The sequence below is a fragment of the Hyphomicrobium sp. 802 genome, assembly GCF_000526135.1.
Lineage (GTDB): Bacteria > Pseudomonadota > Alphaproteobacteria > Rhizobiales > Hyphomicrobiaceae > Hyphomicrobium_B.
In genome coordinates, this window is the sequence record NZ_JAFM01000001.1 from 3,785,286 (window position 1) to 3,810,836 (window position 25,551).

Annotated in this window: 19 protein-coding genes; 8 read left to right on the forward strand and 11 right to left on the reverse strand. The window is 60.3% G+C overall.

Annotated elements, in window-relative coordinates; all coding sequences use genetic code 11:
- Nucleotides 1-155: 155 nt before the first annotated feature.
- Complete coding sequence (locus HYP802_RS0119315; RefSeq protein WP_013949365.1) at nucleotides 156-791, forward strand: ABC transporter substrate-binding protein; 636 nt, start codon at nucleotides 156-158, stop codon at nucleotides 789-791.
- A 260-nt stretch (nucleotides 792-1,051) separates the two neighbouring features.
- On the opposite strand, the gene HYP802_RS0119320 is transcribed toward HYP802_RS0119315, so the two are convergent.
- A complete protein-coding gene (locus HYP802_RS0119320; RefSeq protein WP_013949366.1) occupies nucleotides 1,052-2,095 on the reverse strand; it encodes a VacJ family lipoprotein in 1,044 nt (347 codons plus the stop codon).
- Nucleotides 2,096-2,227: 132 nt separating this feature from the next.
- Between HYP802_RS0119320 and hpnI the strand changes: the two genes are divergently transcribed.
- Nucleotides 2,228-3,361, forward strand: coding sequence for a bacteriohopanetetrol glucosamine biosynthesis glycosyltransferase HpnI (gene hpnI, locus HYP802_RS0119325; protein ID WP_013949367.1), 1,134 nt, complete (start codon nucleotides 2,228-2,230; stop codon nucleotides 3,359-3,361).
- 11 nt (nucleotides 3,362-3,372) lie between these two features.
- Nucleotides 3,373-4,800: a hopanoid biosynthesis associated radical SAM protein HpnJ gene (hpnJ, locus tag HYP802_RS0119330; RefSeq protein ID WP_024276356.1), complete on the forward strand. Its 1,428-nt coding sequence runs from the start codon at nucleotides 3,373-3,375 to the stop codon at nucleotides 4,798-4,800.
- A gap of 7 nt (nucleotides 4,801-4,807) precedes the next feature.
- On the opposite strand, the gene HYP802_RS0119335 is transcribed toward hpnJ, so the two are convergent.
- Nucleotides 4,808-7,432, reverse strand: coding sequence for an MMPL family transporter (locus HYP802_RS0119335; protein WP_024276357.1), 2,625 nt, complete (start codon nucleotides 7,430-7,432; stop codon nucleotides 4,808-4,810).
- A 351-nt stretch (nucleotides 7,433-7,783) separates the two neighbouring features.
- Here HYP802_RS0119335 and ispH point away from each other — a divergent pair, with 351 nt between their 5' ends.
- Nucleotides 7,784-8,713: a 4-hydroxy-3-methylbut-2-enyl diphosphate reductase gene (gene ispH, locus HYP802_RS0119340; RefSeq protein ID WP_013949371.1), complete on the forward strand. Its 930-nt coding sequence runs from the start codon at nucleotides 7,784-7,786 to the stop codon at nucleotides 8,711-8,713.
- Nucleotides 8,714-8,759: 46 nt separating this feature from the next.
- Nucleotides 8,760-9,908, forward strand: a complete 1,149-nt coding sequence (gene hpnH, locus HYP802_RS0119345) for an adenosyl-hopene transferase HpnH (RefSeq protein ID WP_013949372.1) — start codon at nucleotides 8,760-8,762, stop codon at nucleotides 9,906-9,908.
- On the opposite strand, the gene HYP802_RS0119350 is transcribed toward hpnH, so the two are convergent.
- The 9 genes from HYP802_RS0119350 to HYP802_RS0119390 form a co-directional block, all read right to left on the reverse strand.
- The gene (locus HYP802_RS0119350; protein ID WP_024276358.1) at nucleotides 9,852-10,535 is read right to left on the reverse strand and encodes a phosphorylase; all 684 of its coding nucleotides are present in this window, start codon (nucleotides 10,533-10,535) and stop codon (nucleotides 9,852-9,854) included. The two genes, hpnH and HYP802_RS0119350, sit on opposite strands and share 57 nt — an antisense overlap.
- Before the next feature lies 1 nt (nucleotide 10,536).
- Entirely contained in the window at nucleotides 10,537-12,537 is a 2,001-nt protein-coding gene (gene shc, locus HYP802_RS0119355; RefSeq protein ID WP_013949374.1) for a squalene--hopene cyclase, read from the reverse strand.
- Nucleotides 12,538-12,567: 30 nt separating this feature from the next.
- Nucleotides 12,568-13,821: a hydroxysqualene dehydroxylase HpnE gene (hpnE, locus tag HYP802_RS0119360; protein WP_024276359.1), complete on the reverse strand. Its 1,254-nt coding sequence runs from the start codon at nucleotides 13,819-13,821 to the stop codon at nucleotides 12,568-12,570.
- On the reverse strand, nucleotides 13,822-14,664 hold the full coding sequence (gene hpnD, locus HYP802_RS0119365; RefSeq protein ID WP_024276360.1) for a presqualene diphosphate synthase HpnD: 843 nt from the start codon (nucleotides 14,662-14,664) through the stop codon (nucleotides 13,822-13,824). It abuts the gene before it with no gap.
- Nucleotides 14,654-15,544, reverse strand: coding sequence for a squalene synthase HpnC (hpnC, locus tag HYP802_RS0119370; RefSeq protein ID WP_024276361.1), 891 nt, complete (start codon nucleotides 15,542-15,544; stop codon nucleotides 14,654-14,656). Before hpnC ends, hpnD begins: the two co-directional genes overlap by 11 nt.
- Nucleotides 15,541-16,704: a glycosyltransferase gene (locus HYP802_RS0119375; protein ID WP_024276362.1), complete on the reverse strand. Its 1,164-nt coding sequence runs from the start codon at nucleotides 16,702-16,704 to the stop codon at nucleotides 15,541-15,543. The genes hpnC and HYP802_RS0119375 overlap by 4 nt, the downstream gene beginning before the upstream one ends.
- Nucleotides 16,701-17,702 carry a hopanoid-associated sugar epimerase gene (hpnA, locus tag HYP802_RS0119380; protein ID WP_024276363.1) on the reverse strand — a complete coding sequence of 334 codons (1,002 nt, stop codon included), beginning with the start codon at nucleotides 17,700-17,702 and terminating at the stop codon, nucleotides 16,701-16,703. Before hpnA ends, HYP802_RS0119375 begins: the two co-directional genes overlap by 4 nt.
- 35 nt (nucleotides 17,703-17,737) lie before the next feature.
- Nucleotides 17,738-19,039 carry a PQQ-dependent sugar dehydrogenase gene (locus HYP802_RS0119385; protein WP_013949380.1) on the reverse strand — a complete coding sequence of 434 codons (1,302 nt, stop codon included), beginning with the start codon at nucleotides 19,037-19,039 and terminating at the stop codon, nucleotides 17,738-17,740.
- Nucleotides 19,040-19,149: 110 nt separating this feature from the next.
- The gene (locus tag HYP802_RS0119390) at nucleotides 19,150-19,740 is read right to left on the reverse strand and encodes a TetR/AcrR family transcriptional regulator (RefSeq protein WP_029671113.1); all 591 of its coding nucleotides are present in this window, start codon (nucleotides 19,738-19,740) and stop codon (nucleotides 19,150-19,152) included.
- A gap of 490 nt (nucleotides 19,741-20,230) precedes the next feature.
- Here HYP802_RS0119390 and HYP802_RS0119395 point away from each other — a divergent pair, with 490 nt between their 5' ends.
- Genes HYP802_RS0119395 through HYP802_RS0119405 form a run of 3 tightly spaced genes read left to right on the forward strand, consistent with a single transcriptional unit; the run spans nucleotide 20,231 to nucleotide 25,498 of the window.
- Nucleotides 20,231-21,433: an efflux RND transporter periplasmic adaptor subunit gene (locus tag HYP802_RS0119395; RefSeq protein WP_013949382.1), complete on the forward strand. Its 1,203-nt coding sequence runs from the start codon at nucleotides 20,231-20,233 to the stop codon at nucleotides 21,431-21,433.
- A 48-nt stretch (nucleotides 21,434-21,481) separates the two neighbouring features.
- Complete coding sequence (locus HYP802_RS0119400; protein WP_013949383.1) at nucleotides 21,482-24,697, forward strand: efflux RND transporter permease subunit; 3,216 nt, start codon at nucleotides 21,482-21,484, stop codon at nucleotides 24,695-24,697.
- A gap of 51 nt (nucleotides 24,698-24,748) precedes the next feature.
- A complete protein-coding gene (locus tag HYP802_RS0119405; protein WP_013949384.1) occupies nucleotides 24,749-25,498 on the forward strand; it encodes a glucose 1-dehydrogenase in 750 nt (249 codons plus the stop codon).
- The last annotated feature ends 53 nt before the right edge of the window (nucleotides 25,499-25,551 follow it).

Sequence of the window (25,551 nt, forward strand, 5' to 3'; positions counted from 1 at the left end):
CAGACTGGACTCTGCGGGGATGTGTTGCAGCCAAGCCTCACAAATTAGAAGGATGGCCGACTAAATACCGCCATTGTAACTGCCTAGGTCCTTATAGCCGAAACGCTGATAATGGCGGGGCTAAGGCATTCATTGAAGATATCGAGGGAGGGGCAATGCTCCTGATCAGGAAATTGCAGGCGTTTGGGTTATCGTTGGCAGCATTCGTGATGGTATCCGTCGCGGCCGCGTCATTTACGACGGCGCAGGCGGCCGATTCTCCGGAAGCGACGATTGACGGCCTCAACACGGCACTTCTGGACACCATGAAGCAGGCTCAGTCCCTGGGCGTGCAGGGGCGCTATCAAGCGCTCGCACCGGTACTGTCGAAGATTTACGATACACCGCTGATGACGCGCTTGGCCGTGGGCCAAACGTGGGGATCTCTGTCGCCTGCACAGCAGGCGTCCATCATCGATTTGTTCCGGCGCATGATGATCGCGACCTACGCGAAGCGCTTCGATGGATTCTCGGGGGAAAGCTTCCGGATCGTCGAGATTTCCAACCGAGGCGCGGCTGACAAGATGGTCAAGACGCAGATCATCCAGAGCAACGGCAAGCCTGTCGCGATCAACTATCTCATGCGGAAATCGGGACCGGACTGGAAGATCGTCGACATCTATCTCGACGGCACCATCAGCGAACTGGCGAGCCGGCGCTCTGAGTTTTCATCCATCCTGAAGGCCGGCGGACCGGATGCGCTCATTGCGTCCCTGAAGAAGCAGGGCGACAAACTGCTCTCGGGCAGCTGAGGGAGAGATCACCCGTCTCGATAGCTCGGATATTTTGAGGGCGCCGTATCAATCGGCGCCCTTAATTTTTTGACCGGGTGAAAGCCGTTATAGGAGCCGACGTCGGCGGATCATGGCCATAGCTTCACGGCTCTCGTGGCTCGTGAACAGGGCGCTTATTCGCGGCTATCGGGCCAAGCCCGAATCATTCGTGCGGTGGCAAAACGTCTGACTGTACGGATTTCGAGATCGCGACGCGCGGCATCATGATCAACTGCGGATTATTCTTCGGCAGGCGATTTTTGCTCTTCGGCCGGAGACGGCTGTTCTTGCGCCGGAGACATTTCTTCGGCGGGAGACGCCTGCTCCTCGGCTGGCGACGCCTGAACGGCGGTCGGCGGTCCGACAACGACGAACGGCCTGCGGTCGGCGGTACGCGTCATCTTTGGAACGTCGGTGACCCGGCGATCTTCGAGCATCATCGGCGATGAGACGAGTTCCGTCACCGGTTCGATCGCATTGGGATCGCGGACCGGCGGGTTGGTGCTCGTCAGGACACTCGTGTTTATGGCTTCATCTAGTTCGGCCTGCCGCTTCTGCTGACTGACACTGCGAAGCATCGAATAGAAGTCGATCGAGCTGTCTTCCAGCGTCTTCATGTCCTCAGCCTTGCTGAGGTTCGAGAGCGGGCTGGTCACGGTTCCGGCGAGATCGACCCGGCTTGCGAGCGTCGCGAATTTCGTCGGGATCAAAGCCGCAGCAGGTAAGGACGCACCGAATTCAACCCCACTGCCGACCGCATCTCGCACCGTCGTCGGACCCAAAACGGGGAGATAGACATAGGCGCTGTCGCGATACCCCCAGACGTACATCGTCTGGCCGAAGTCACCCGATTGATGCGTCATGCCCTGTTCAGCCGCGACATCGAACAGGCCACCCAGGCCCAATGTCGAGTTCAGCGCGAAACGCCCAAGCGTCGTCACCGCGGCCCCAGGGCGAAGCTGCAGCACGTTGTTGGCGAACGTCATCGGCTCGGAAAGGTTCGTCGTGAACGCATCAATGCGATCACGGACGCTTTCCGGTACGTTGTTATTATAAGCTTCCGCCGCCGGATAAAGAACGTTGTGGTTGAAGTCCTGGCTGTTGTCGAACATCTGGCGGTTGAACGCCTCGTTCGGATCAGACACCGGCTTCGGTGTGGTGTCGTCGCCGGTGGCTGCAAGATGCTGGGGCTCCAGCGCAGGCGGTGACGTGCTGGCGCAAGCCGAAAGGCCCACACCAACGAAAACGCAGCCGACCCAATTTAGGATGGCGCTGACTTTCACGTCCCGATATTCCCCCTGCTTGGCCCCACCAGCCGAGCAATTCCAGATCTACCGTAATCGCGCACGAGGCGCTAGCCTTCCTGCCACTGCCGACAGGCTTGCTCCCAACTCAAACCAGAAAGTAACGTCCGAATGACGTCCTGTCTGTGGCTTGTATGCACCCTCATTGCCTTAATCGGCTGCATCTACGCTCTGTTTGCGACTTTTTTGGTGGCACGATTTGCCCGTGAACCCAAGCCTAAACTGGAACGCTTCGAAAATGTCACGCTGATAAAGCCGCTCTACGGTGCAGAAACCGGCCTTGACGTGAGTCTCGCCTCTTTTTGCGCGCAAAATTACCCGCGCGATCTGCAGATGCTGTGCGGGGTCCAGGACCCGGCGGACCCGGCCATCGCAGTTGTCCACAGTTTGCAACGGCAGTTCCCTTCGCGCGACCTCGAACTGGTCGTCGGCAAGCGACGCGGCGGGGGAAATCCGAAAGTCGAAAACATTGCCAACATGTTTCCGGCTGCGAAGCATGATTTTCTTATTCTCAGCGACAGTGACATGCGCGTTGCTCCCGACTATGCGCAGCACGTTTCAGCGATCTTGCAGCAACCCGGAGTTGGGCTCGTCACGTGTCTCTACCGCGGCACGGCGCTCACAGGCTTTTGGTCGCGGATGGCAGCCTCGGCCGTCGATCAGCACTTTCTTCCGAGCGTGCTTGTCGGCCTTGCCGTTGGACTGGCAAAGCCCTGTTTCGGTTCAACGATCGCGCTGAGGCGAAGCACGCTTGAACGAATCGGCGGCTTCGAGGCCTTCGCTGATACTCTTGCTGATGATTACGCGATGGGGGACGCCGTCCGCCGTCTCAGTCTGAAGGTCGAAATTGCCCCGTTTACGGTCGGGCATACGTTTTCGGAAGCGTCGTTTAAAGAGCTTTGGGCGCATGAACTCCGTTGGGCGCGGACGATTCGTCTTGTCGACCCCATGGGGTACGCAGGATCCATCGTGACGCATCCCCTGCCTTTTGCACTGGCAGCGTTGCCGCTCAGTGGCTTCAGCGCCATAGCGTGGATGATCCTCGCAGGGACGCTTGCCTGCCGCCTTTTTGTTCCGATACAAGTTGAGAAGTTGGCGGGTGGGGGCAAGAGCACGTGGTGGCTCAGTCCGCTGAGGGATATGCTGAGCTTCGCAGTGTTCGTGGCGAGCTTCATGCCCGGAGCCGTCAGCTGGAGAGGCCGTCGCTATAGCGTCGGCTCCGATGGAACCGTCACGCCGATATGAAAGGCGCCAAAATGCGCACACTCTTCCTGCAGGCTCCTTCGTTCGACGGCTTCGATGGCGGAGCCGGTTCGCGCTATCAGGCGCGCCGAGAGATCCAATCGTTCTGGTATCCGACCTGGCTGGCGCAGCCCGCCGCGCTCGTCGAGAACTCCAAGCTGATCGACGCGCCGCCTCACCGCACAAGTCTTCAGGACGTGCTCAACCAAGTTCGCGATTACGATCTAGCGGTGCTGCACACCTCGACGCCATCATTCGATTCCGACGTCAAGGTCATCGAGGCAATGAAGGCGACGAACCCGAACCTAAAGGTTGGGTTGATCGGCGCTAAGGTCGCGGTTCAGTCCGATGAGAGCCTGAAGGACGCGCCGATCGTCGACTTCGTGGCGCGTAACGAGTTCGACTTCACCATCAAAGACGTCGCCGACGGCAAGGCCTGGAGCGACATCAAGGGCCTATCTTATCGCAACCCGCAGGGCGTGATCGTGCACAACGAAGACCGCCCCGTGATGCACGACATGGACACGCTTCCCTTCGTTACGCCGGTCTACAAACGCGACCTCGTGATGGAGAATTACTTCATCGGCTATCTCAAGCATCCGTACATCTCGTTCTACACGGGTCGCGGCTGCAAAAGCCGCTGCACGTTCTGCCTGTGGCCGCAGACGGTCGGCGGCCATCGCTACCGGACCCGCTCCGTTGGGCACGTCATCGAGGAAGTGAAATACATCCTCAAGGCGTTCCCGCAGATGAAAGAGCTGATGTTCGACGACGACACCTTCACCGACGACCTGCCGCGCGCGGAAGCGATTGCGAAGGAACTTGGCAAGCTCGGCGTTACGTGGTCGTGCAATGCCAAGGCGAACGTGCCGCGCGAAACGCTGAAAGTGCTGAAAGACAACGGCCTGCGCCTGCTTCTCGTTGGCTACGAGAGCGGCAATCAGCAGATCCTGCACAACATCAAAAAGGGTATGCGGGTCGAAGTTGCCGAGCGGTTCACCAAAGACTGCCACGAGCTTGGCATCAAGATCCACGGCACCTTCATCCTCGGTCTTCCGGGCGAGTCGAAGGAGACGATCCAGGAGACCATCAAGTTCGCGACGCGGATCAATCCGCATACGATCCAGGTCTCGTTGGCAGCGCCCTATCCGGGGACGTTCCTTTACAAGCAGGCGTCCGAGAACGGCTGGCTCGATGTCGACAACGCCGAACTCATTAACGACAACGGCATCCAGATCGCGCCGCTGCACTATCCCGGCCTGTCGCACACCGAAATCTTCAACTCGGTCGAGGACTTCTATCGCAAGTTCTACTTCCGGGTGCCGAAGATCGCCGCGATCGTCGGCGAGATGGTTACACAGCCCGACATGATGAAGCGCCGCCTTCGCGAGGGCGTGGAATTCTTCCAGTTCCTGCGTGAGCGCCGCAGCGCCGCCGCTTAGAGCTCACTTAAGGCTCAACGGCCTCTGGAATTTTGTTGTCCTGAGGGCTCGCTACCGTACGTGGCGGGCCCATTAATATGGGCTGGAATAGAACGGCAGCCGCGAGCGTCGTCACCAGCGAAAGGGCGAGCAATTCGCCCATGCTTGACGTGCCGGGATGGCTTGAAAAGAACAGACTTCCGAAGGCCACCGCCGTCGTCATCGCGCTGAACATGACAGCGCGCGTCAACGGCGATGCAAGCAGGCTCGTTTCACCCGCGCGCCATGCCAGCACATAATAAATCTTGAACGCCACTCCGACGCCGAGCAGCACCGGCAGCGCGATGATATTTGCGAAATTGAGCGGCAGTTTCAGCAGCACGCAAAGCTCCAGCGTCACGACACCTGCGAGCAGCAGCGGCACGAGCGTCAACAGCACGTCCGTCACTCGGCGCAGCGCGACGAACAGAATGATCGTGATCGAAACGAACGCCAGCAGCCCCGCCTGAATGAAGGCACGAACGACCGTCTTTGCCGATTCCTGGATCAGGATCGGGACGCCGGTTGCGTTCGGATCGACGGCGAGAACAGCAGATGCGAACCGGCGCAAATTGGCGTTGTCGTTGCCGTCACCCTTCGGGCCGACTTCGACGCGGGCACGGCCGTCGGCTGTCACCCAGTCGGCGACGATTTCGGGCGGCAGGTTTTTCAACGTGATCGGTTCCGCTTTAAGAGCGGCGCGGATCTGTGTCAGTCGCAGTTTCATGCCGTCGAGCAATGCGGCGCCGATTTTGGCGCGGACATCAGGGGTTGCATCGGCGAGCTTGCGCAGCGTGCTCGCCATGTGCGCGGCGAGCGGCGAAGCGCCAGGCAATTTGCTGACGTCCTCGAAATCCTTGGCGGTATCGAGAAGCGTCTGCCTCGTGTCGGCGTCTGTCGGGGCGTCCGCGACCTCGTCCGGCTCGATTGTCGGGCCGATCAAATCGTAGCAATCGCGGATGAGCGCCAGCTTTTCATCCTGATGATCGGGAACGAAGCTTGCGAGCGTTACGGTGCGGTCGACCTCGGGCAGCCTGTCGAGTTTCGTCGCGAGCGCTTTGGCATCGGCGAGGTTCGGTGTCAGAATTTCGATCGTGTTCGGCGCGGTGTTCGGATCGCGCATCAGGTCATTGAAGGTCGAGACGGATTCGACTTTTTGGCTGCGCAGATTGATCGGATTGAAGTCGAATTCGAGCTTTGCGAGCAGCGGCAATCCAGCCGCCACGCCAACTGCAGTGAGCACAAGAATGATCTTGCGATGCCGGGCCATGAAGCGATCGACCGGCTGCAGCGAGCGGTAGCCGACATCGTGCAACTCACCGGGTGGGTTCAGCACCTCCAGAAGCGCCGGAAGCAGCGTTATGCTGGTTAAAAACGCGACGATCATGCCGCTACCGGCGATGAGACCTAGTTCGGAAACGCCGACGTAATCGGTCGGCAAGAAGGCATAAAATCCAGCGGTTGTGGCCGCGGCAGCGAGCGCCAAGGGCTTGCCCGCATTGCGTCCGGCCGCGACGAGTGAATCCCGAAGCCCTTGTCGGCTGAAGCGTTCGTGCCGATAGCGCACGGCATACTGGATGCCGAAATCCACACCGATGCCGACGAACAAGACCGCAAAAGCAACGGAGATGAGATTGAGCGCGCCGACGAGATAGAGACCGAGCGCTGCCGTGATCGCGAGGCCGGAAAATAGACCGACAAGCACGGCAAAGATGATCTTGCCGGATCGCAGCGCCAGCCAAAGAATGACCAGCACAGCAGCAATGGTAAGCGTAGTATTGAGTGCTGCGCCTTCCGCGACCGTGCCGAACTCCTCATCCGCCATTGGGACTGAGCCGGTGAGACGGACCCGAACGCCATTCTCAGGGGTCAACCCCAGCTGTTTGGCCGTCGCGCGAATGAGAACGGTCGCTTCGGCACCGGGTTCGAGATCGGAATAATTCAAAACCGGTTTTACTTCGAGAAAGCGACGTAGCTCCGACGGGCTCGGCGCGCCGCCAGTCAGCAACTGCCCCCATGAAAAGTACGTCGGCTTGCCGGCCAGCATGCCGTCCATGGCATTGGCCATCACACCCAAAGGCTTCTCGAAATCGATCCACTTCGCCCGATCTTCTTTGATGCCGAGCGGGACGAGCGCCAATGCTTTCGCCAAGCCATTGAGGGTCGGATCAGCCGATAGCGTGCCGAGCACCGGCTGTGCCTTGATGAGGCCTGCCGTAATGTCTTGTACCTCGGGCAGCGACAGATAGAGCAAGCCGTTCTTGTCGAAGAACGGTCCGCCATCGCGTCGGCGCACGATCTGGAACGGGTCTGGTTTTGATTTGCTGAGAGCGGCTGCGAGCTCGGCGGCGGCGCTCTCTGTCAGCTCCGGCGTTTTACCGTCGATGACTATATCGATCGTGTCGGTGTGCTGGGAAAACGCAGCGTCGAACTGGCGTTCGCGCTTACGCCAATCAAGCTCCGGCGAAATCAGCTGACTCGTGTCGGTGGTAATCGCAAAATTATTGACGACGTAATAAATCGCGCCCGCAGAGACAGCGAGGCCAAGCAAAATCGTCAGCCATGACAGCCGCACCGAGGCTGCAACAATGCCGGCAACGACGCGCTCGATCATGCTTCGAGCACCGTCACGTTTGGGCGGCATTGCGGAGTGTCGTGTTTGGCCATTCTGCGGCGACTCTTCCTGTTCGTAAGCAAAGGGCATCCCTCCCAACCACTGCACTCCGGACGGCCGTCATGTCGAGCCGCTAGGGGGAGGAGCATGCGATCTGTGTTGCTTTTGAGACACGTCATACCGCCAGCGTGAATGGCGCGACGCTGGCTTTGCTGCCCCGCACAGCGTTCGCGCGTAAGGTCAGAGATATTCAAGGGTGGGCACGTCAAAGCTATCAGTCTTTGACGTACGGATTTAAGGCTGAAGCCCGCAACGGCGATGCCCGGTTGGCAGAAAACGGGGGGTTTCTGCATGAAAGTGATTCTGGCACAGCCCCGGGGATTTTGCGCAGGCGTCGTTCGTGCGATCGACACCGTCGAGCGCGCACTTGCTCATCGTGATGGGCCTGTCTATGTGCGCCACGAAATCGTCCACAACCGGCACGTCGTCGAAGATCTGAAAGCCAAGGGCGCCCGTTTTGTTGAGGACCTAGCGGACGTGCCGAACGGCTCCGTCACGATCTTCAGTGCGCACGGCGTTTCCCATTCCGTCGAGGACGAGGCGCGCCTTCGCCGTCTCAATGTCGTCGATGCGACCTGCCCCCTCGTCTCGAAGGTCCATAAGCAGGGCCAGCGCTATTCGTCACTGGGCAGAACGATCATCCTGATCGGGCATGCTGGGCACGTCGAGATCGAAGGGACATTGGGGCGCATCTCCGGTCCCGTTTACCTTGTGGAAAACGGCGAGGATGTCGCGAAACTCGATATTCCGGATGATACCCCCGTCGCCTACATCACCCAGACGACGCTCAGCGTCGATGATACCCGGTCGACGATCGAGGCCGTCAAAAAGCGGTTCACGGACGTAATTGGGCCGGAAACGCGTGACATCTGCTATGCCACGCAAAATCGGCAGACGGCAGTGCGGGACCTTTGCCGGCATGTCGAGCTTTTGCTGGTGGTCGGAGCGAGCAACAGCTCGAACTCGAACCGCCTGAGGGAAATCGGGTCGGAATGTGGGGTTCCAAGTTATCTCGTCGCCGACGGCAGCAAAGTCGATTTGGCTTGGCTCGCCGGAGTTGCGACGGTCGGCGTAACTGCGGGTGCCTCGGCGCCCGACGTCCTTGTCCAGGACGTATTAGCTGCGATAGGTAAGGCGGGGCCAATCGAAATCGAGACGCTTGACGGCGTCGAAGAAAAGATAACCTTCCGCCTGCCGCCTGAATTGCTCGAAGCATCATGACGGGTACTCATGTTGCCGTGAGCACCACTAGAAGGAGCCCGTTGGGGTGGGAATTCCATTAAACCAAGCTTTGTCTGTGGGTGCCTACGTCATCGGACAGCACCTCAGGGGGAACAAACGCTATCCGCTCGTGCTGATGCTCGAGCCGCTCTTTCGCTGCAACCTCGCGTGCGCGGGCTGCGGCAAGATCGATTATCCCGACAAGATTTTGAACCAGCGCATTTCCGTCGCCGATGCTTTGCATTCGATGGACGAATGCGGCGCGCCGGTCGTCGTGCTGGCTGGCGGCGAACCATTGCTGCACAAAGAGCTGCCGGAGATCGTCGAGGGTGCACTCAAGAAAGGCAAGTTCGTCACGGTGTGCACGAACGCGCTGCTGCTTGAGAAAAAAATTCATCTCTACAAGCCGCACAAGAATTTCAACTGGTCGATCCATCTCGACGGCGACAAGGAGATGCATGACCGTTCCGTTTGCCAAAAGGGCGTCTATGATCGCGCTGTGGAAGCGATCAAGGTTGCCAAGGCAAAAGGCTTCCGCGTCAACATCAACACGACGCTGTTCAGCGATGCCAAGGCCGAGCAGGTCGCGAAGTTCCTCGACGAGATGAAGAAGCTCGATATCGGCGGTGTCACGATTTCGCCCGGCTATGCCTACGAGCGCGCCCCCGATCAGCAGCACTTCCTCAACCGCACGAAGACGAAGCAGCTGTTCCGCGACATCTTCAAGCTCGGCAAGGGCGGACGGGCCTGGCCGTTCTTCCAGTCGGCGCTGTTCCTCGACTTCCTGGCCGGCAACCAGACTTACAATTGCACGCCGTGGGGCAACCCGACGCGTACCGTGTTCGGCTGGCAGAAGCCCTGCTATCTGCTCGGCGAAGGTTATACGAAAACCTTCAAGGAGCTGATGGAAAGCACGGACTGGGACAAGTACGGCACCGGCAACTACGAGAAGTGCGCCGACTGCATGGTGCATTCGGGCTTTGAAGCAACTGCGGTCATGGATGCCGTCAAGAAGCCGTGGAAGATCGCGGCGGTTGCGCTTCGCGGCGTCAAGACGGACGGTCCGATGGCGCCCGAAATCGCACTCGACAAGCAGCGTCCGGCTGAGTTCGTGTTCTCACGGCATGTCGAGAACAAGTTAGCTGAGATCAGCGCAGCCGAGGCCCGGGCCCAGAAGCCGGTGGCAGCGGAGTAAGCTCTTCATCGCGCGACGCGTCGCGCCGGCTATGCGGATGATGTCCCATAGCTGGCTCGGTTGCGTCGCGAGCGATTTTAAAACGGCCGTAATGTTCGGCGACCCGTCCGGATTGAGACCGTTGACGGCTGCGGGTGGCAGGCCCAGCGTCGACGGGTCGGCTATCACTCGCAGGACCGCAAACGGTAGTCCTCTCTCGGCCGCCATCTGCGCCACGACGTGACTTTCCATATCGGCCGCAAAGGCACCAGATTTGAGATAGATCGCGTGCTTCTCGTCGCGATTGGCGATGATCGTGCTCGAACCTGTAACCGGACCGCTTTCGGCGTTCGGTAGAGCCTCGAACAGCCGATCGCTCCAGCGCGCGTCTGCTGGATATATCCTGCCGCTACTGTGCAGTACCGACGTGCCGACGATGATTGTGCCGGGCTTCAGTCCGGGCCGGAGCCCGCCCGCTATGCCAAAGCTGATAAGGCCGCGCGTGCTTTCCGTCAGTCCTTCTTGAAGTAGCGTTGCGAGGCGGTCTTCGCGGCCACCACCGATAACGGCTTTCACGTGTCCCGGCCGCTCAGCGATGCGCGCCTCGGCCTTCAACCCCGTTGCGGCGATGACGAAGCCTAGAGCCACCTTACATCCCGACGAGCACGGCCTTGGTATTCGAGGCCTTCAGGTTACGGTAGCGTGCGAGTGCCCACATCGGGAAGAACTTCGAATAGCCGTGATAGCGGAGATAGAAGACGCGGGGAAAGCCTGTCGCCGTAAAACGCTTCTCATTCCAGAAGCCGTCCGAGGCCTGAGTCGACGTGAGATAGGCGATGCCTTTTTTCACGGCCGGGTTGTCGATCTCGCCGGCGGCCATCAGACCCATCAGCGCCCAGGCAGTTTGAGACGCGGTGCTAGGCGCCGCTTCGTAACCGCGATAATCGAGCGTGTAGCTTTCGCTGTCTTCGCCCCAGCCGCCGTCCTTGTTCTGAATAGCGAGCAGCCAATCAACGGCCTTGCGCACGACGCTCGAAGACGGCTCGACACCGGCAACGTTGAGCGCACACAGCACTGACCACGTGCCGTAGATATAGTTCATACCCCAGCGGCCGTACCAGCTGCCGTCCTTTTCCTGGGTGCGCTTGAGATACGCGATGCCCCTATCGAGTTCGTAGCTGTTCCCGGGACGGTCACCGAGCTGTGCCAGCATGGAGAGGCAGCGCGCGGTGACGTCTGCCGTCGGCGGATCGAGCAGCGCGCCGTGATCCGAAAAGGGGATCTGGTTCAGATATTCGTAGGTGTTATCGGCATCGAATGCGCCCCAGCCGCCATTCTTGCTCTGCATGCCGACGATCCACTCGCGGGCGCGCGAAATGGCTTCGCGATACGTCGTGTCAGGCTGCTGGGTACGCCCCAGCGTGCGGTCCATCGCCATCGCGACGACGGCGGTATCGTCGGTGTCGGGGTAGTGCGGGTTTGCATATTGGAAGGCCCAGCCGCCGGGACGGACGTTCGGACGCGTCGCGGCCCAGTCGCCCACGGTGTCGAGTACCTGCAACGGCTTCAACCACTGCAACGCGCGGTCGGAGGCAGCCTCGGTTTCAGCGTCCCCGACTTCCATCAGAGCATGGGCCGACAGCGCCGTATCCCAAACCGGCGAGAGGCATGGCTGGCAGTAGGCTTCGTCGTCGTTGACGGTAACAAGCTTTTCGATCGAGCCGCGCGCGGTCTGATAGTTCGGATGATCCTTGGAATAACCAAGCGCGTCGTAAACGAGCAGAGCGTTGACCATCGCCGGGAAGATCGCGCCGAGCCCATCCTCACCGTTCAAACGCTCATCGACAAACGCGACAGCCTTATCGATGGACTTCTTGCGCAGCGACTTCGGGAAGTGTGGTTCGGTGAAGCGCAAGACGCGGTCGATGGCGCCGAAGATTTCGGACCACGGCGATTTCTGATGCGGCCCCTTTGGCCAGACCTTCACCTCGTCCGGCGGAATGGTGAAAAGCTCGGCGATGCCGACGCCAAGCGGATTGCGCGCTTGTGGCTTCAGGGCGTTCAAGACCGTCAGCGGAACGACGACGGTGCGCGCCCAATAGGAAATCTTGTCGAGGTGAAACGGAAACCAGCGCGGCAGCACCATGATCTCGACCGGCATCACCGGGACGCCTGTCCACGGAATGACCGCGAAAAGAGCGAGCAGGTTGCGCGTAAAGACGTTGCTGTGTGAGGCGCCGCCTTGCGACAGTATCCAGCCGCGCGCCTTCTTCATGTACGGCTCGTCGATGCCGACGCCGATCATCTTCAGAGCGAAGTAAGCCTTGACGCTGGCACTGATGTTGGACGCACCGTCGTGAACCAGCGGCCAGCCGCCGTCCTCCGACTGGATGCGGCGAAGATAGTTGGCGATCTTGCCTTCGAGTACGGCATCGACCGGCTCAGCAAGATAATGGCGCATCAGAACGTATTCGGCGGGAATCGTCGCGTCGGCTTCAAGCTCGAAGACGAAATGTCCGTCATCGCGCTGAAGCGCCAGGAGAGCATTTTTCGCCGCCGCGATCGCGCCTTCGATCTCTGACGGCGTCAACTCACGTGCCGTGATCTCAGACGCCAAGCGCGTGGATTGCGATGTGGATTCGAAAGTCATTTCGGGCTCTCCAGAAGTCCGAGCGTCGTATCAGAGTTGTGTCGCCATCGCCAGTTTGGCAGCGGTTTCGCCCGACCTTATCGCGCCCTCAATTGTCGCGGGAAGGCCGGTGGCGGTCCAATCTCCGGCAAGAAAAAGGTTTTTCCAGTGCGTTTGCGCGCGAGGTCGCAGGGCGTTCTCGTCCGGCGTTGCCGCAAACGTCGCACGGCGTTCCTTGACGATCTGCCATCGCGGAAGGTCAGCGTCGATCCCGGCGATTGTCGCAACCTCGGACCAGATGCGGCGGGCGAGTGGCTCGCGCTCGGCTTCGTTGAAGCGATCGGCTGAGCTAACCGTTACCGATAGCCTGTCGTCGAAGGCAAACAGCCATTCCGTCGTAGCATTGATGACGCCGGTAATCTTCGGCACGCCTTTCGGCGATGGATATGCGAAGTGGGCGTTGAAGATCGAACGGTATTTGGTCGGCACGCGCAATTCGGGGACAAGCGTTTTCGCCACCCAGGCCGGTACGGCGAGGACTATGCGATCGTCGCGACCAAACTCGACCCGGCCGTCGTCGAATTGCAAGGCGCGAGCGCGCGCGTCCTGCCATTCGATGGCGCGAAGAGAATGATCGAAGCGTACTTCGCCACCGTCTTTCTCGATGAATGAAATTGCCGGATCGACGAGCGCGGGTCCCAGACCATTGGCGGCGAACAGCGGACGGCAGGCCTTGCCGCCCCGCCCGAGCGTTTCGCGAATGACGGCAGCTGCGAGTTGCGCCGACCCTTCCTTAGGATCGCAATTCAACGCCGCAAGCAGTACCGGCTCCATCAGCCGCTTATAGAGCACCGAGTTCGAGTCGATCTTTTCCGTGACCGTTTCGCATGGTGCGGCCTTCAAGAGGCGGCCGAGGCGAAGATAGTCGCTCGCCCGCGTCTGCGGCACGCGGCGGTCCTTGCTGAATATCCACCACGGCACAGGGCCGTCGTTCGGCCGCAACACCCAGCTGTTTTTGGCAGCGAGGTCGAAGAAATGGAATTCGGCGTGCTGCGGCTCACCGAGGAGATGCCTGCCGCCGACTTTGTCGAGAAAGGCAAGCGCGCTGGCGTTTCCCGACAGCAGAAGATGATTGCCGTTATCGATCGTCATTCCGAGCGCCGGCTCGAAATAGGATCGGCAGCGGCCGCCTGCGTGGCGCGCGAGTTCGTGGACGACGACCTTTTGTCCTTGACCGACCAGCGCAACCGCCGCCGAAAGGCCGGCGAGACCGGCCCCGACGATGTGAACGGTGCCGTTCGTCATTCAGAAGATGCCGTCACGCAGAACCGCCCAGATGACTGTGCGCTTAGAACGACGCACGTCCACGCGCGGCGCTTTCCAGCCACGGGCGATCAGCTTTTCGAGAATCCCGCGATAGACCGTCGCCATCATGCGCGGCGACCGCACAGCGCGACGCGGCGCGGCGGCCATGATCGCTTCGGAGCGATCGTAATATTTCCGTGTGATCTCGGCGATGCCGCGACAGACACGATCCAATGCCGGATTGGCAAGAATGGCGTCAATCGATGTGTCGTCGATGCCGGCATCACGCAGCGCTTCCTTGGGCAAATAGAGGCGGCCCATCGCGGCGTCTTCGTCGATGTCGCGCAGAATGTTCGTCAACTGCAGAGCACGGCCAAGATTGTGCGACAGCTCGATCCCCGGCTTCTCATCCATGCCGAAAATGCGCACAGACAGACGTCCGACCGCAGAGGCGGCGCGATCGCAATAGAGATCGAGAACTTTCCATTCCGGCGCGCGTAGATCGCGGAGGATGTCCATCTCCATGCCGTCAATGACCGCGATGAAATCGTCCATCAGAAGACCATACTGCCGGATCGGCAGGAGCAGATCGCGCGTGCGCGGCGTCGTGCGGCCGGTAGCGTACAATTGCTCAATGTCGGTGCGATAGCGTTCGAGGTCGGCGTGGCGCACGTCGCGCGAGCCGCCGTTGTCGGCGACGTCATCGACCGCCCGGCAAAAGGCGTAGACGTGATACATCGCATCCCGTTGCGAGCGCGGGAGCACCCGCATCGCGGCATAGAATGAGCTGCTTGCCGCTGCCGGAACGTCTTCGACACTCAAGGTATCAACTTCAGCGCTCATGCGGCATCATCCCCGTCGACTTCGAAAACGCGAAACGTGCAAGAGCCCGGCTCGCGACCGTAGCAGCTGTGGCGCGTGAAGCGACCATCGCCGCCTGCAATTTTGACAGATGCACGTGCTCCGACAATGGATCGCGCGTTTTCAAAATGGCAATCAGCTTGCGCGCGAGTTCAACAATGACAGACGTCTCGGCGGCAAGACGAAGATCGGAAACGCCCGGCGGAAGCAACGCGGCATCGGGCATCAGCGTCTCGGTTCGCTCGGCCAGAGCGTGGATACACGCCAGAAGCGCGGGAGATGCCTGCGGTTCCGCCAACGCTTCGACACCGATGCCATGCGCGGCGAGATCCACTCGCGGAATGTAGACGCGGTCGATATTGCGATAGTCCTTCGCGCAGTCCTGCAGATGATTGATGATCTGCAGTGCCGCGCACAACGCGTCCGATGCCGGCCACGTCGACTTGGACTCGCCGTGGACATCGAGCACGAAGCGGCCGACCGGCATCGCCGAATAGCGGCAATAATCGAGAAGTTCTTCCCACGTCTCGTAGCGGAGCTTCGTGACGTCCTGGCGGAAGGCTTTCAAAAGATCGAGCGCATGCTGCGAGCTGAGGTTTCGAAGCTGCAGCTGCTCGCGCAGCGCGATCGCATCCGTTGCAGCATCGGAACGACCGAGTAGCGTGTCTTCAAGTGCAGCAAGGATCGAAAGCTTCGATTGCGGATCGAGCGTCGGATGGTCGGCTGCGTCGTCAGCGGCGCGAGCAAAACGGTAGAACGCCAGGATCGGCGCGCGATGGCGCGCAGCGACGATACGCGAAGCGACGGGAAAGTTCTCGTCACCCTCCGACTTGCCGGATTTGTACTTCGTATCGACTGTCATTGCCGCCCTACTTCGGCTTGAACGCGGCCCTTCCACAGACCGCCTCGACCCCGTACATGCTGATACGCCGAATCTAACGTGAAACCCACATACACCGTCGCAATAAGTGGTAGCGCCAAGCCCCAAAGTGGCGAACGGTTGTAAAAGCGCAACGTCGGCTGATATGCGATAAACATCAATAGGTACGTTACGGCAGCGAGCATATTCGCTGGATAACCGGCGAGTACAGCCAGAGCGGGCGGCGCAACATAAATTGCGAGCATCGCGAGGACCGTTCCGACCAGCAAAACCGGCGAATAACGCAACTGGGCGTAAGCCGATCGCGCAACCATTCGGCGAATATCTTCGAAGGCCTCATAGGGTCTGAGGCTCAGGACACGGTCGGAAAGTCCAAGCCAAATCGGGCCCTGCGTTTTCAACAGTTTTCCGAGTGCACAGTCGTCGATAAGGGCGCCTCGGATGGCAGCGATGCCGCCGGCGCGCTCAAGTGCAGTGCGTTCGACAAGCATGCAGCCGCCGGCTGCTGCGGCCGTGCGATCAGCGCGCCGGTTGACGCGACGAAACGGGTAAAGCATCTCGAAAAAGAAGATGAAGGCGGGAACCAGCCACCGCTCGGCGAGGCTGTCGCATTTGAGCTTAGCCATCACGGACGTCATGGCGCGGCCATTCGCGGTCGAGCCAACGACCAGCGATTTCAGAACATCGGGACGATAGCCGATGTCGGCATCCGTCAAGAGCAGGTATTCCGGCGGCGCGTCTCCTGCCGATGCCGTCGCGATGCCTTGATGCATGGCCCAGACTTTGCCGGTCCAGCGTGGCGGCAGCGGTGCGCCGTTGACGATGGTGATCTCGCGGTTCGACGCCGCGGCAATGGCGCGAGCGACGTCGGCGGTCCCGTCGGTGCTCTGGTCATCGACAAGGACGATCGAAAAGGCGCCGGGATAATCCTGCTTAACGAGCGACGCTAGAGATCCTGGCAGCATATCGGCTTCGTTACGCGCCGGGATAACGGCTGTGACGCGCGGCCAAACTTTGGGTTCAGGATATTTGTTCTGCTCAGCTTCCTCGCGTTCGCTGCTCAGCCAGAAGCCGCCGTTAAAAAGGAGAAGATAGAGCCACGCGGCGAGGCCGATACTTGCGATGACGGTCAGCGCGGTCACTTGAGGTACCCCGCGCGCTGAAACCAATTGAAGGCTTCCGCCAAAGCTTCGCGTGCCGGACGCGCCCGATAGCCAAGCTCGCGCTCCGCCTTCGCGGAGGAGAAGAACATTTTGTACTTCGCCATGCGCAAGCCATCGACAGTCGCGAAAGGCTCGCGGCCCGTCACGCGGGCGGCGAGTTCGGCGCCATAGGCGATCGGATAGATCAGTTCACGCGGCAGCTTGATCGTCGGCGCGCGGCGTCCGGCGAGTTGCGCGATTTCAGCGAGCATTTGCCCGAGCGTCATGTCTTGGCCCCCCAAGATATATCGCTCGCCAATTCGCCCCTTCTTCAAGGCGGCAACGTGACCTTCCGCGACATCATCGACATGGACCAGGTTCAGGCCCGTCTCGACGTAGGCAGGCATCCGGCCCACCGCAGCCTCGACGACAATGCGGCCGGTCGGCGTGGGCCGCACGTCGCGGGGGCCGATCGGTGTGGAGGGATTAACGATAACCGCGGGCAGGTTGTCGTCGGCAATCATGCGTTCGACGAGACGCTCGGCCAGCACCTTGCTTTTCTTGTAGGCGCCGATGGCGTCTTCTGCCTTGAGCGGCATCGTTTCGTCGGACGGCGTACCATCGCCGGCCAAGCGCAACGTGGCGACGCTCGATGTGTAGACGATCCGTTCGGCGCCGGCCGTCTGCGCAGCACTCATGATGGCGCGCGTGCCTTCCGTATTCGTTCTGACGATCTCCTCAGGATCGGGCGCCCACAGGCGATAGTCGGCGGCTACGTGGAAGACGTAACGCGCGCCCTGCATGGCCTTTTCGACGAGAGCCGCATCGCGGATATCGCCTTCGACGACGTCGAGCGGAATGTCTGCGAGATTAGCGCGATTGCTGCTCTTACGAACCAGCGCGCGCACCGCAAACCCATCGTCGAGAAGTTTGCGCGCGACGGCCGAGCCGACGAAGCCCGAAGCGCCTGTCAGGAACGCGATGTCTTTTGCTGCCAAGTCTCCGCGCCCCGCTCGCGAATACGATTTAAACGTCAGCCTTTGTAGACGATCCGCCAGATGCGACCGGCAGCGTCGTCGGCAACGTAAAGCGCACCGTCGGGACCGACTGCAAGCCCTGTCGGACGGTGCTCGACGCCTGTTCCGTCTCCGTTCCGGAAGCCATCAGCAAAAATGATATACGGGCCAGAGGCTTTGCCGTCCTTCAAGGGCTGGAAGACGACATTATAGCCCTGCTGGCCGCCCGACGTCCGATTCCACGAACCGTGGAAGGCGATGAATGCGCCGCCTTGATATGTGTCAGGAAACTGCTTCGCCTTATAGATTTTCAGATCGTTCGGCGCCCAGTGTCCTGGGTAGGCGGCAACCGGCGGGAGTTTGTCGGCGCAGCGCCCAACGGCCTTGCCGCCGTCACCGCCGTATTCCGGTGCGAGAACCAGTTTTTTCTGAAAACCGTCATAATAACAATATGGCCAGCCGTAGTCGCCGCCGTCGCGCACTTCGACGAGTTCTTCGGCCGGAAGATCGGAGCTTTGCTCGGATGAGTAAAGCTTCGGCCAAGTTTGATAAAGCTGATCGCGCCCGTGCTGGGTGGCGTAGAGGCGGCCGTCTGCGCCGTAGTCGATGCCTTCGGCGTTTCGCAGACCTGTTGCGTAACGCTGAGCGGATGAGAAGATCTGGCCCGGCGTATCGGCATCGAAACGCCAAATACCGGCGCGCGTTTCAAGCTCGGTGCACGGGTCGATGCCGGGAGACCCTTTGGTGCGGTTGTCTTCCTGACAAGAATTCGTCGCCGAGCCGAGATCGACGTACATCTCGCCTTTAGGCGTGATTGCAAACGGGCGCGGCCGGTGATCGCCGTCGATAGGCAACTGCGAAATAATCGCCTCTGGCTTGCTGGTGGGAACGATTTCGCCGGGTTTCAACTGATAGCGAACGATCTCATCACCGATCTCGGCATAGAGCCAATTCCTGTAAACGCCGATGCCCGTGCCGCCCTCGCCGGCCGGTCCGAATTTTTCGATGACATCGGCGTGCCCCACACCCTTCGTGTCTTTAAGCGCAAGCAACGATTTCTGGTTATTGGCGTAAACGACGTTATCAGCGGAAACGGCCAAGTGGCGTGGTGAGCCGACATTGTCGGCGAAAATCGTGGCGCAAAATCCTTTGGGCAGCTTGAGGCCCGCATTGCGGTCAGGACAGGTCTCGTCGGCCGACGCGCGATCGACTGCCGACAGCGGCGATATCGCCAGCGTGGCGAGGACCAAAGCTGCTGCGTTGAAACCCGCTCGGCGAGATCGGTTTCCGATAAGACGCGTGATCAACCCATTCGCCATAAGCGCATGCTCCGCCGATTATTTTCAGTTGTGAAGAGTCGTGGCCGTGCCTGGCGCGACCTACAAGACCTGGCCGCCGCAGGCAAGCGCGGTTCGCGGCATGTCTGCCATCAGGCCGGCCAGGCCTTCAGGGCCATCTCCGCGACGGCAAGCAGCTCATTGCGAGAGGCACCACCCGAGGCCTGCACCGACATGCCCTGGGTCACGGTCGAGACGTAACGCGCGAGGGCGGCAGGATCTGAATCGGCGCCAAGATCGCCCTCTGCCTTGGCTTTCTCAAAGCGACAGCGGAGATTTTCCTCAGCTTCGGAACGGCGTTTGCAAAGCTCTTGCTTGATCGATTCAGCGGCCGAGCTGCATGTCAGCGCGCCTTGTACGGCAAGGCATCCGGCAGGATTACAGGGGTCGGTCAGCGACATCACGACCGAATGCAGAAGATGTTCGACGACCTTTCTAGAGGTCGGTTCCGCCAGGGCTTCCGACTGGATCGCGCCTGGGCCCTTTTCGGCGTAGCGGTCAAGAGCGCGGCGAAAAAGCTCCTCTTTGTTGCCGAAGGCCGCGTAGAGACTTGGGCGACTGATGCCCATGGCCTCCGTCAGATCCGACAGGGAGGCGCCCTCATAGCCATGCTGCCAGAAGACGTGGAGCGCCTTGTCGAGCGCCTTGTCGACGTCGAACTCGCGCGGGCGGCCTTTATGCACCGCTTCTTTTTGCACCGCTTCTCTCCCGAACTTCGTTTTCTTCGCCGACCCACTATACATTTACGTACTCATCAGTACAAATAGTAGTTGACAGCACCTTACCGCGACCTATATCCGTACCGCTCGGTATATATAGGGAACGCGCTCGTTATGAAAAGCTCTCTCACTTTTTCGACCGCAGCGGCCCTTCGGGGTTTGACAGGATGGTTCGCAAGTCGCGCCGGCGAGCCAATGGCCGACGAGGATCACGTCCCGTTTGTTGTATCCGCCTGTGGATATCGCCGGGCGCCGACGCCGACTGAATTCAGCGAGCGTGACGACCGTTGGCATCCGGGGCTCAGCCTCGACAATTTCTCCTGAAGCTGTCCGAGAACGGCAGCCGGCGCAGCGGCTGGCGTTCTCGCTCCCCAAATTTTCGCGCGCACGGCCGGTCCGGCAAGGGTCGGTCTTGGGTCCGTGCGACCAGCAAACCTCGAAGAGATCGACGATCATGAGCAGCAAAACACGATCCAAATTTTTGAACGGCCTAGCGGCGTCAGCAGTCGCGATAGCACTCGTCGGCGTGCCGTTCGACGCGACTTTCGCGCAAGAGGCATCAGTTCACGCCCCGGTCGCCGTTTCGGTCGCAACCGTCAAGGCGCGCGAGGCAAGCGTCTGGGATGAATTCTCAGGTCGCCTCGAAGCAGTCGAGCGTGTCGATCTGCGCCCCCGCGTCGCCGGGCAGATCGTCGCCATTCACTTCCGCGAAGGCGCGATGGTGAAGGCTGGCGACTCGCTGGTGACGATTGACCCGGCGCCTTATGCAGCGGAGGTGGACCGGCTGAACGGCGTCGTCGCGGCTGCACAAGCTCAGGTGGTCTTCACCAAGGCCGACGTTGCGCGCGCACGGCAGATCATCGGCGATGCGCTTTCCGAACGCGAACTCGATACGCGCGCGAACGCCTACGATGCGGCCGTCGCCAATCTGAAAAGCGCGCAAGCGGCGCTGCGGACTGCGAAACTCAATCTCGAATGGACGGAAGTGCGCGCGCCGGTTTCCGGGCGCGTGGGGCGTCGAGAGATTACAGTCGGCAATCTTGTCGAGGCTGGGCCAAACGCGCCGCTGCTGACGACGCTCGTGTCCGTCAATCCGATCTACGCGAGCTTCAATGCCGATGAAAACGTCGTCGCGCGCGCCCTTGCGACGCTCTCGCCGGAAGCCAACGCGACGGCGCACGTTGAGAAGATCGCCGTCCAGATGTCGACCGCCATCAACGAAGGCGCCTGGCAGCCGGGCGCGCTTCAGTTCGTCGACAATAAAGTCGACGTCGGGAGCGGCACCGTGCGCCTGCGCGCGCGCTTCGACAATAGCGATGGGCGGCTGATTGCCGGGCAATTCGTTCGCGTCCGGCTGGCCCGGTTCCAACCCGCGCCGGTGGTCGCGATCAGCGAACGGGCGATCGGAACGGACCAGGACAAAAAGTACGTGATGATCGTCAACCCGGACAACAAGACTGTCTATCGCGAAGTGAAGCTCGGCGCGATGACGGACGATCTGCGCATCATCACGAAAGGCCTCAATACGGGCGATCGCATCATCGTCGCGGGTCTTCAGCACGTGAAGCCTGGCGACGAAGTGGCTCCGGAGTCAGTGGCAATGAACGGCCAGCCGCTGACGGAAGAGCACGCGTCCGCCGACATTCCTCAACAATAAGCCTCAACACAGCAAGGCTTCATACCAACCTCGTCAGGCACGCTTGTCATGAATATCTCGAAGTTCTTTATCGACCGTCCGATCTTCGCGGGCGTGCTGTCGACGTTAATCTTTCTCGGCGGCCTGATTTCGCTGCCGGCAATGCCGATCTCGGAATATCCAGAGGTCGTCCCTCCGCAGGTCGTGGTACGCGCCAACTATCCGGGCGCCAACCCAAAGGTGATTGCGGAAACCGTTGCGACTCCAATCGAGGAGCAGGTCAACGGCGTCGAAGGCATGCTCTATATGAGCAGCCAGGCGACGACCGACGGCTTGATGACACTCACGGTGACGTTCCGTCTGGGAACCGATCCTGACAAGGCGCAACAGCTGGTACAAAACCGCGTTGCACAGGCGGAGCCGCGCCTGCCTGAAGACGTACGCGCGCTCGGCATCACAACGGTAAAAAGTTCGCCCGACCTGACGATGGTCGTGCACTTGCTGTCGCCAAACAACCGCTACGACATGACGTATCTGCGCAACTACGCGGTGATCAACGTCAAGGATCGCCTGGCGCGCATCAACGGCGTCGGCGACGTGCAGCTATTCGGCTCGGGCGACTATTCGATGCGCGTTTGGGTCGATCCGGCGAAGGCTGCGGAGCTTGGCCTTTCTGCGATGGACATCGTCAACGCCGTGCGCGCCGAAAATGTGCAAGCCGCCGTGGGCGTCGTCGGCTCATCACCGTCGCTTCCGAACCTCGATTTCCAGCTTTCCGTCAATGCGCAAGGACGCCTGACGACGGAAGAGGAGTTTGGCAACATTGTCGTCAAAGCAGGTGATAACAATCAGGTGACGCGCCTGCGCGATGTTGCGCGCATTGAACTTGGCGCCGCCGATTATTCGCTACGCTCGCTGCTCGACAACAAGCAGGCTGTCGCTATTCCGATTTTTCAGTCGCCCGGCTCGAACGCCATCGAGATCTCAGACAACGTCCGCGCGACGATGGCGGAACTGAAGAAGTACATGCCCGAAGGCGTCGATTACCAGATCGTTTACGATCCGACGCAGTTCGTGCGGGCGTCAATCGAGGCCGTCATTCACACGCTGCTCGAAGCGGTGGCGCTGGTCGTTCTCGTTGTTATTCTGTTCCTGCAGACGTGGCGTGCGTCGATCATTCCGTTGATTGCCGTTCCGGTGTCGATCATCGGCACTTTTGCGGTGATGCATGTGTTCGGATTTTCGATCAACGCGCTGACCCTGTTCGGGCTGGTGCTCGCTATCGGCATCGTGGTGGACGACGCGATCGTCGTCGTCGAAAACGTCGAACGCAATATCGAGAACGGCCTGTCGGCGCGCGACGCGAGCATCCAGGCCATGCGCGAGGTGTCCGGACCGATCATCGCCATTGCGCTTGTGCTCGTCGCGGTGTTCGTGCCACTGGCGCTCATCACAGGTTTGACAGGACAATTCTACAAGCAGTTTGCGCTGACGATTGCGATCTCGACGGTGATCTCGGCCGTCAATTCGCTGACGCTCTCCCCTGCTCTCGCCGCCGTTCTGCTCAAAGGACACGATGAGCCGAAGGACTGGCTGACGCGCGGCATGGACTTCGCATTCGGCTGGTTCTTCCGACGCTTCAACCGCGCCTTCAGCTGGGGCTCTGATGCCTACAGCGGCGGCGTCAAACGCATCCTTGGCCACAAGGCGCTGGCGTTTTTCATCTATCTCGGCTTGATCGGCGTAACCTACGGTCTGTTCCAGTCGGTCCCCGGCGGCTTCGTGCCGGGACAGGACAAGCAGTACCTCGTCGGCTTTGCGCAGCTTCCCGATGGCGCAACGCTCGATCGGACGGAAGACGTCATTCGCAAGATGAGCGACATCACGTTGAAGACGCCGGGCGTCGAAAGCGCGGTGGCGTTCCCAGGTCTGTCGATTAACGGCTTCACCAACAGCTCGAACTCCGGCATCGTCTTTGCGACGCTGAAGCCCTTTGCCGAGCGGCGATCGCCCGATCTCAGCGGGCCGGCCATCGCGGGTAAGCTCAATCAGGAATATGCGGTCATCAAAGATGCGTTCATCGTCATGTTCCCGCCGCCGCCGGTGCAGGGGCTCGGAACCATCGGCGGTTTCAAGCTGCAGGTCGAAGATCGCGCAGGCTTGGGATACGACGCGCTGACCAAGGCAATGACGGATTTCACGGCGGCCTTGAACAAAGCGCCGGAACTTGCCGGCATCTTCACGTCCTATCAGGTGAACGTGCCGCAGCTTTACGCCGCCATCGACCGCACGAAAGCGCGGCAGCTTGGCGTCGCTGTGCAAGACGTGTTCGATACGATGCAGATCTATCTCGGATCGCTCTACGTCAACGACTTCAACAAATTCGGACGCACGTATTCGGTGCGCGTGCAGGCGGACGCAAAGTATCGCGCGCGGCCCGAAGACATCGGCTTGCTGAAAGTCCGTTCGAATTCCGGCGCGATGATCCAGCTTTCGGCGTTGCTCAACATCAAGCAGATTGCCGGACCGGAACGCGCCATGCGTTACAACGGTTTCCTGACGGCCGACGTGAATGGCGGCGCGGCGCCGGGGTATTCATCAGGGCAAGCGAAAGCGGCTGTCGAGCGCATCGCGGCGCAGGTCCTTCCCAAAGGCATCGGGTTCGAGTGGACTGATCTCACGTATCAGGAAATTCTTGCCGGTAACTCCGGCATCTGGGTCTTCCCGCTGTCTGTGTTCCTGGTCTTCCTGGTGCTCGCGGCGCAGTACGAAAGCCTCGTGCTTCCGCTGTCGATCATCTTGATCGTGCCGATGGGTTTGCTGGCGGCGATCACGGGCGTCTACCTCTCGCACGGGGACAATAACGTCTTCACGCAAATCGGGTTGATCGTGCTCGTGGGCTTGTCGGCGAAGAACGCCATTCTCATCGTGGAATTTGCACGAGAGCTGGAATTTGCCGGACGCAATCCGGTGCAGGCCGCGATCGAAGCAAGCAGGCTCAGGCTGCGACCGATCTTGATGACCTCCATGGCCTTCATCATGGGCGTCGTGCCGCTTGTCACTTCCATCGGAGCGGGCGCGGAAATGCGGCGTGCCATGGGCGTCGCCGTGTTTTCCGGCATGATCGGCGTGACGGTATTCGGCATATTCCTGACGCCGGTGTTCTACGTCATCCTGCGCAAGCTCAGCGGCAACAGACCGCTGAAGCATACGGGCGATGTCTCGGCTCCGGTGGCGCATTCACCCCAATCGCACGGTCACCCTTCGGCCGCCCCGGCCGAATGATTCGGGATCAATAGTTTCACAATTGCGACAATCCAAAGCAGGAGAAAGCATATGGCCAGCTTACAAGGCAAGGTCGCCATCGTTACCGGCGCGTCGAAGGGCATCGGCGCTGAAATTTCGCGAGCATTAGCGGCGGCGGGCGCGTCCGTCGCAGTCAACTACGCTTCGAGCAAAGAGGGTGCCGACCGTGTGGTCGCGGACATTACCGCCAAGGGCGGGAAGGCAATTGCCGTCAAGGGCGACGTCGCCAAGGCAGCGGATGTCGAGCACATTTTCGCCGAAACAAAAAAAGCATTCGGTTCACTCGATATCCTGGTCAACAACGCCGGGGTCTATGCTTTTCAGCCTCTTGACGCTCTGACCGAAGAAGAGTTCCACCGTCTCTTCAACATCAATGTCCTCGGCACCATCTTAGCAGCGCGAGAAGCACTCAAGAATTTCGGTCCGAACGGCGGCAGCATCATCAACGTTAGCTCTGTTGCGAGCACTGGCTCAATGCCGACGTCGGTTTCGTATTCGGCGACCAAAGGGGCGGTCGACGCCGTAACACGCGTGCTTGCCGCGGAACTCGGTCCGAGAAAAATCCGTGTCAACGGCATCGCTCCCGGCCCCGTCGAAACGGAAGGCGTTCATACGCTGGGCCTCATCGGTTCCGATTTGGAGAAACAGATGGTTGCGGGAACGCCTCTCGGCCGGATCGGACAACCCGATGATGTCGCCAAGGTCGTGCTATTCCTCGCTTCGGACAATTCCGGCTGGGTCTCGGGCGAAACTATCCGGGTCGCAGGCGGATACCATTGACAACATGCTCGCCGTGCTGCGATCCCCTCCCGGCGCTCGCAGCCAAAACAGCA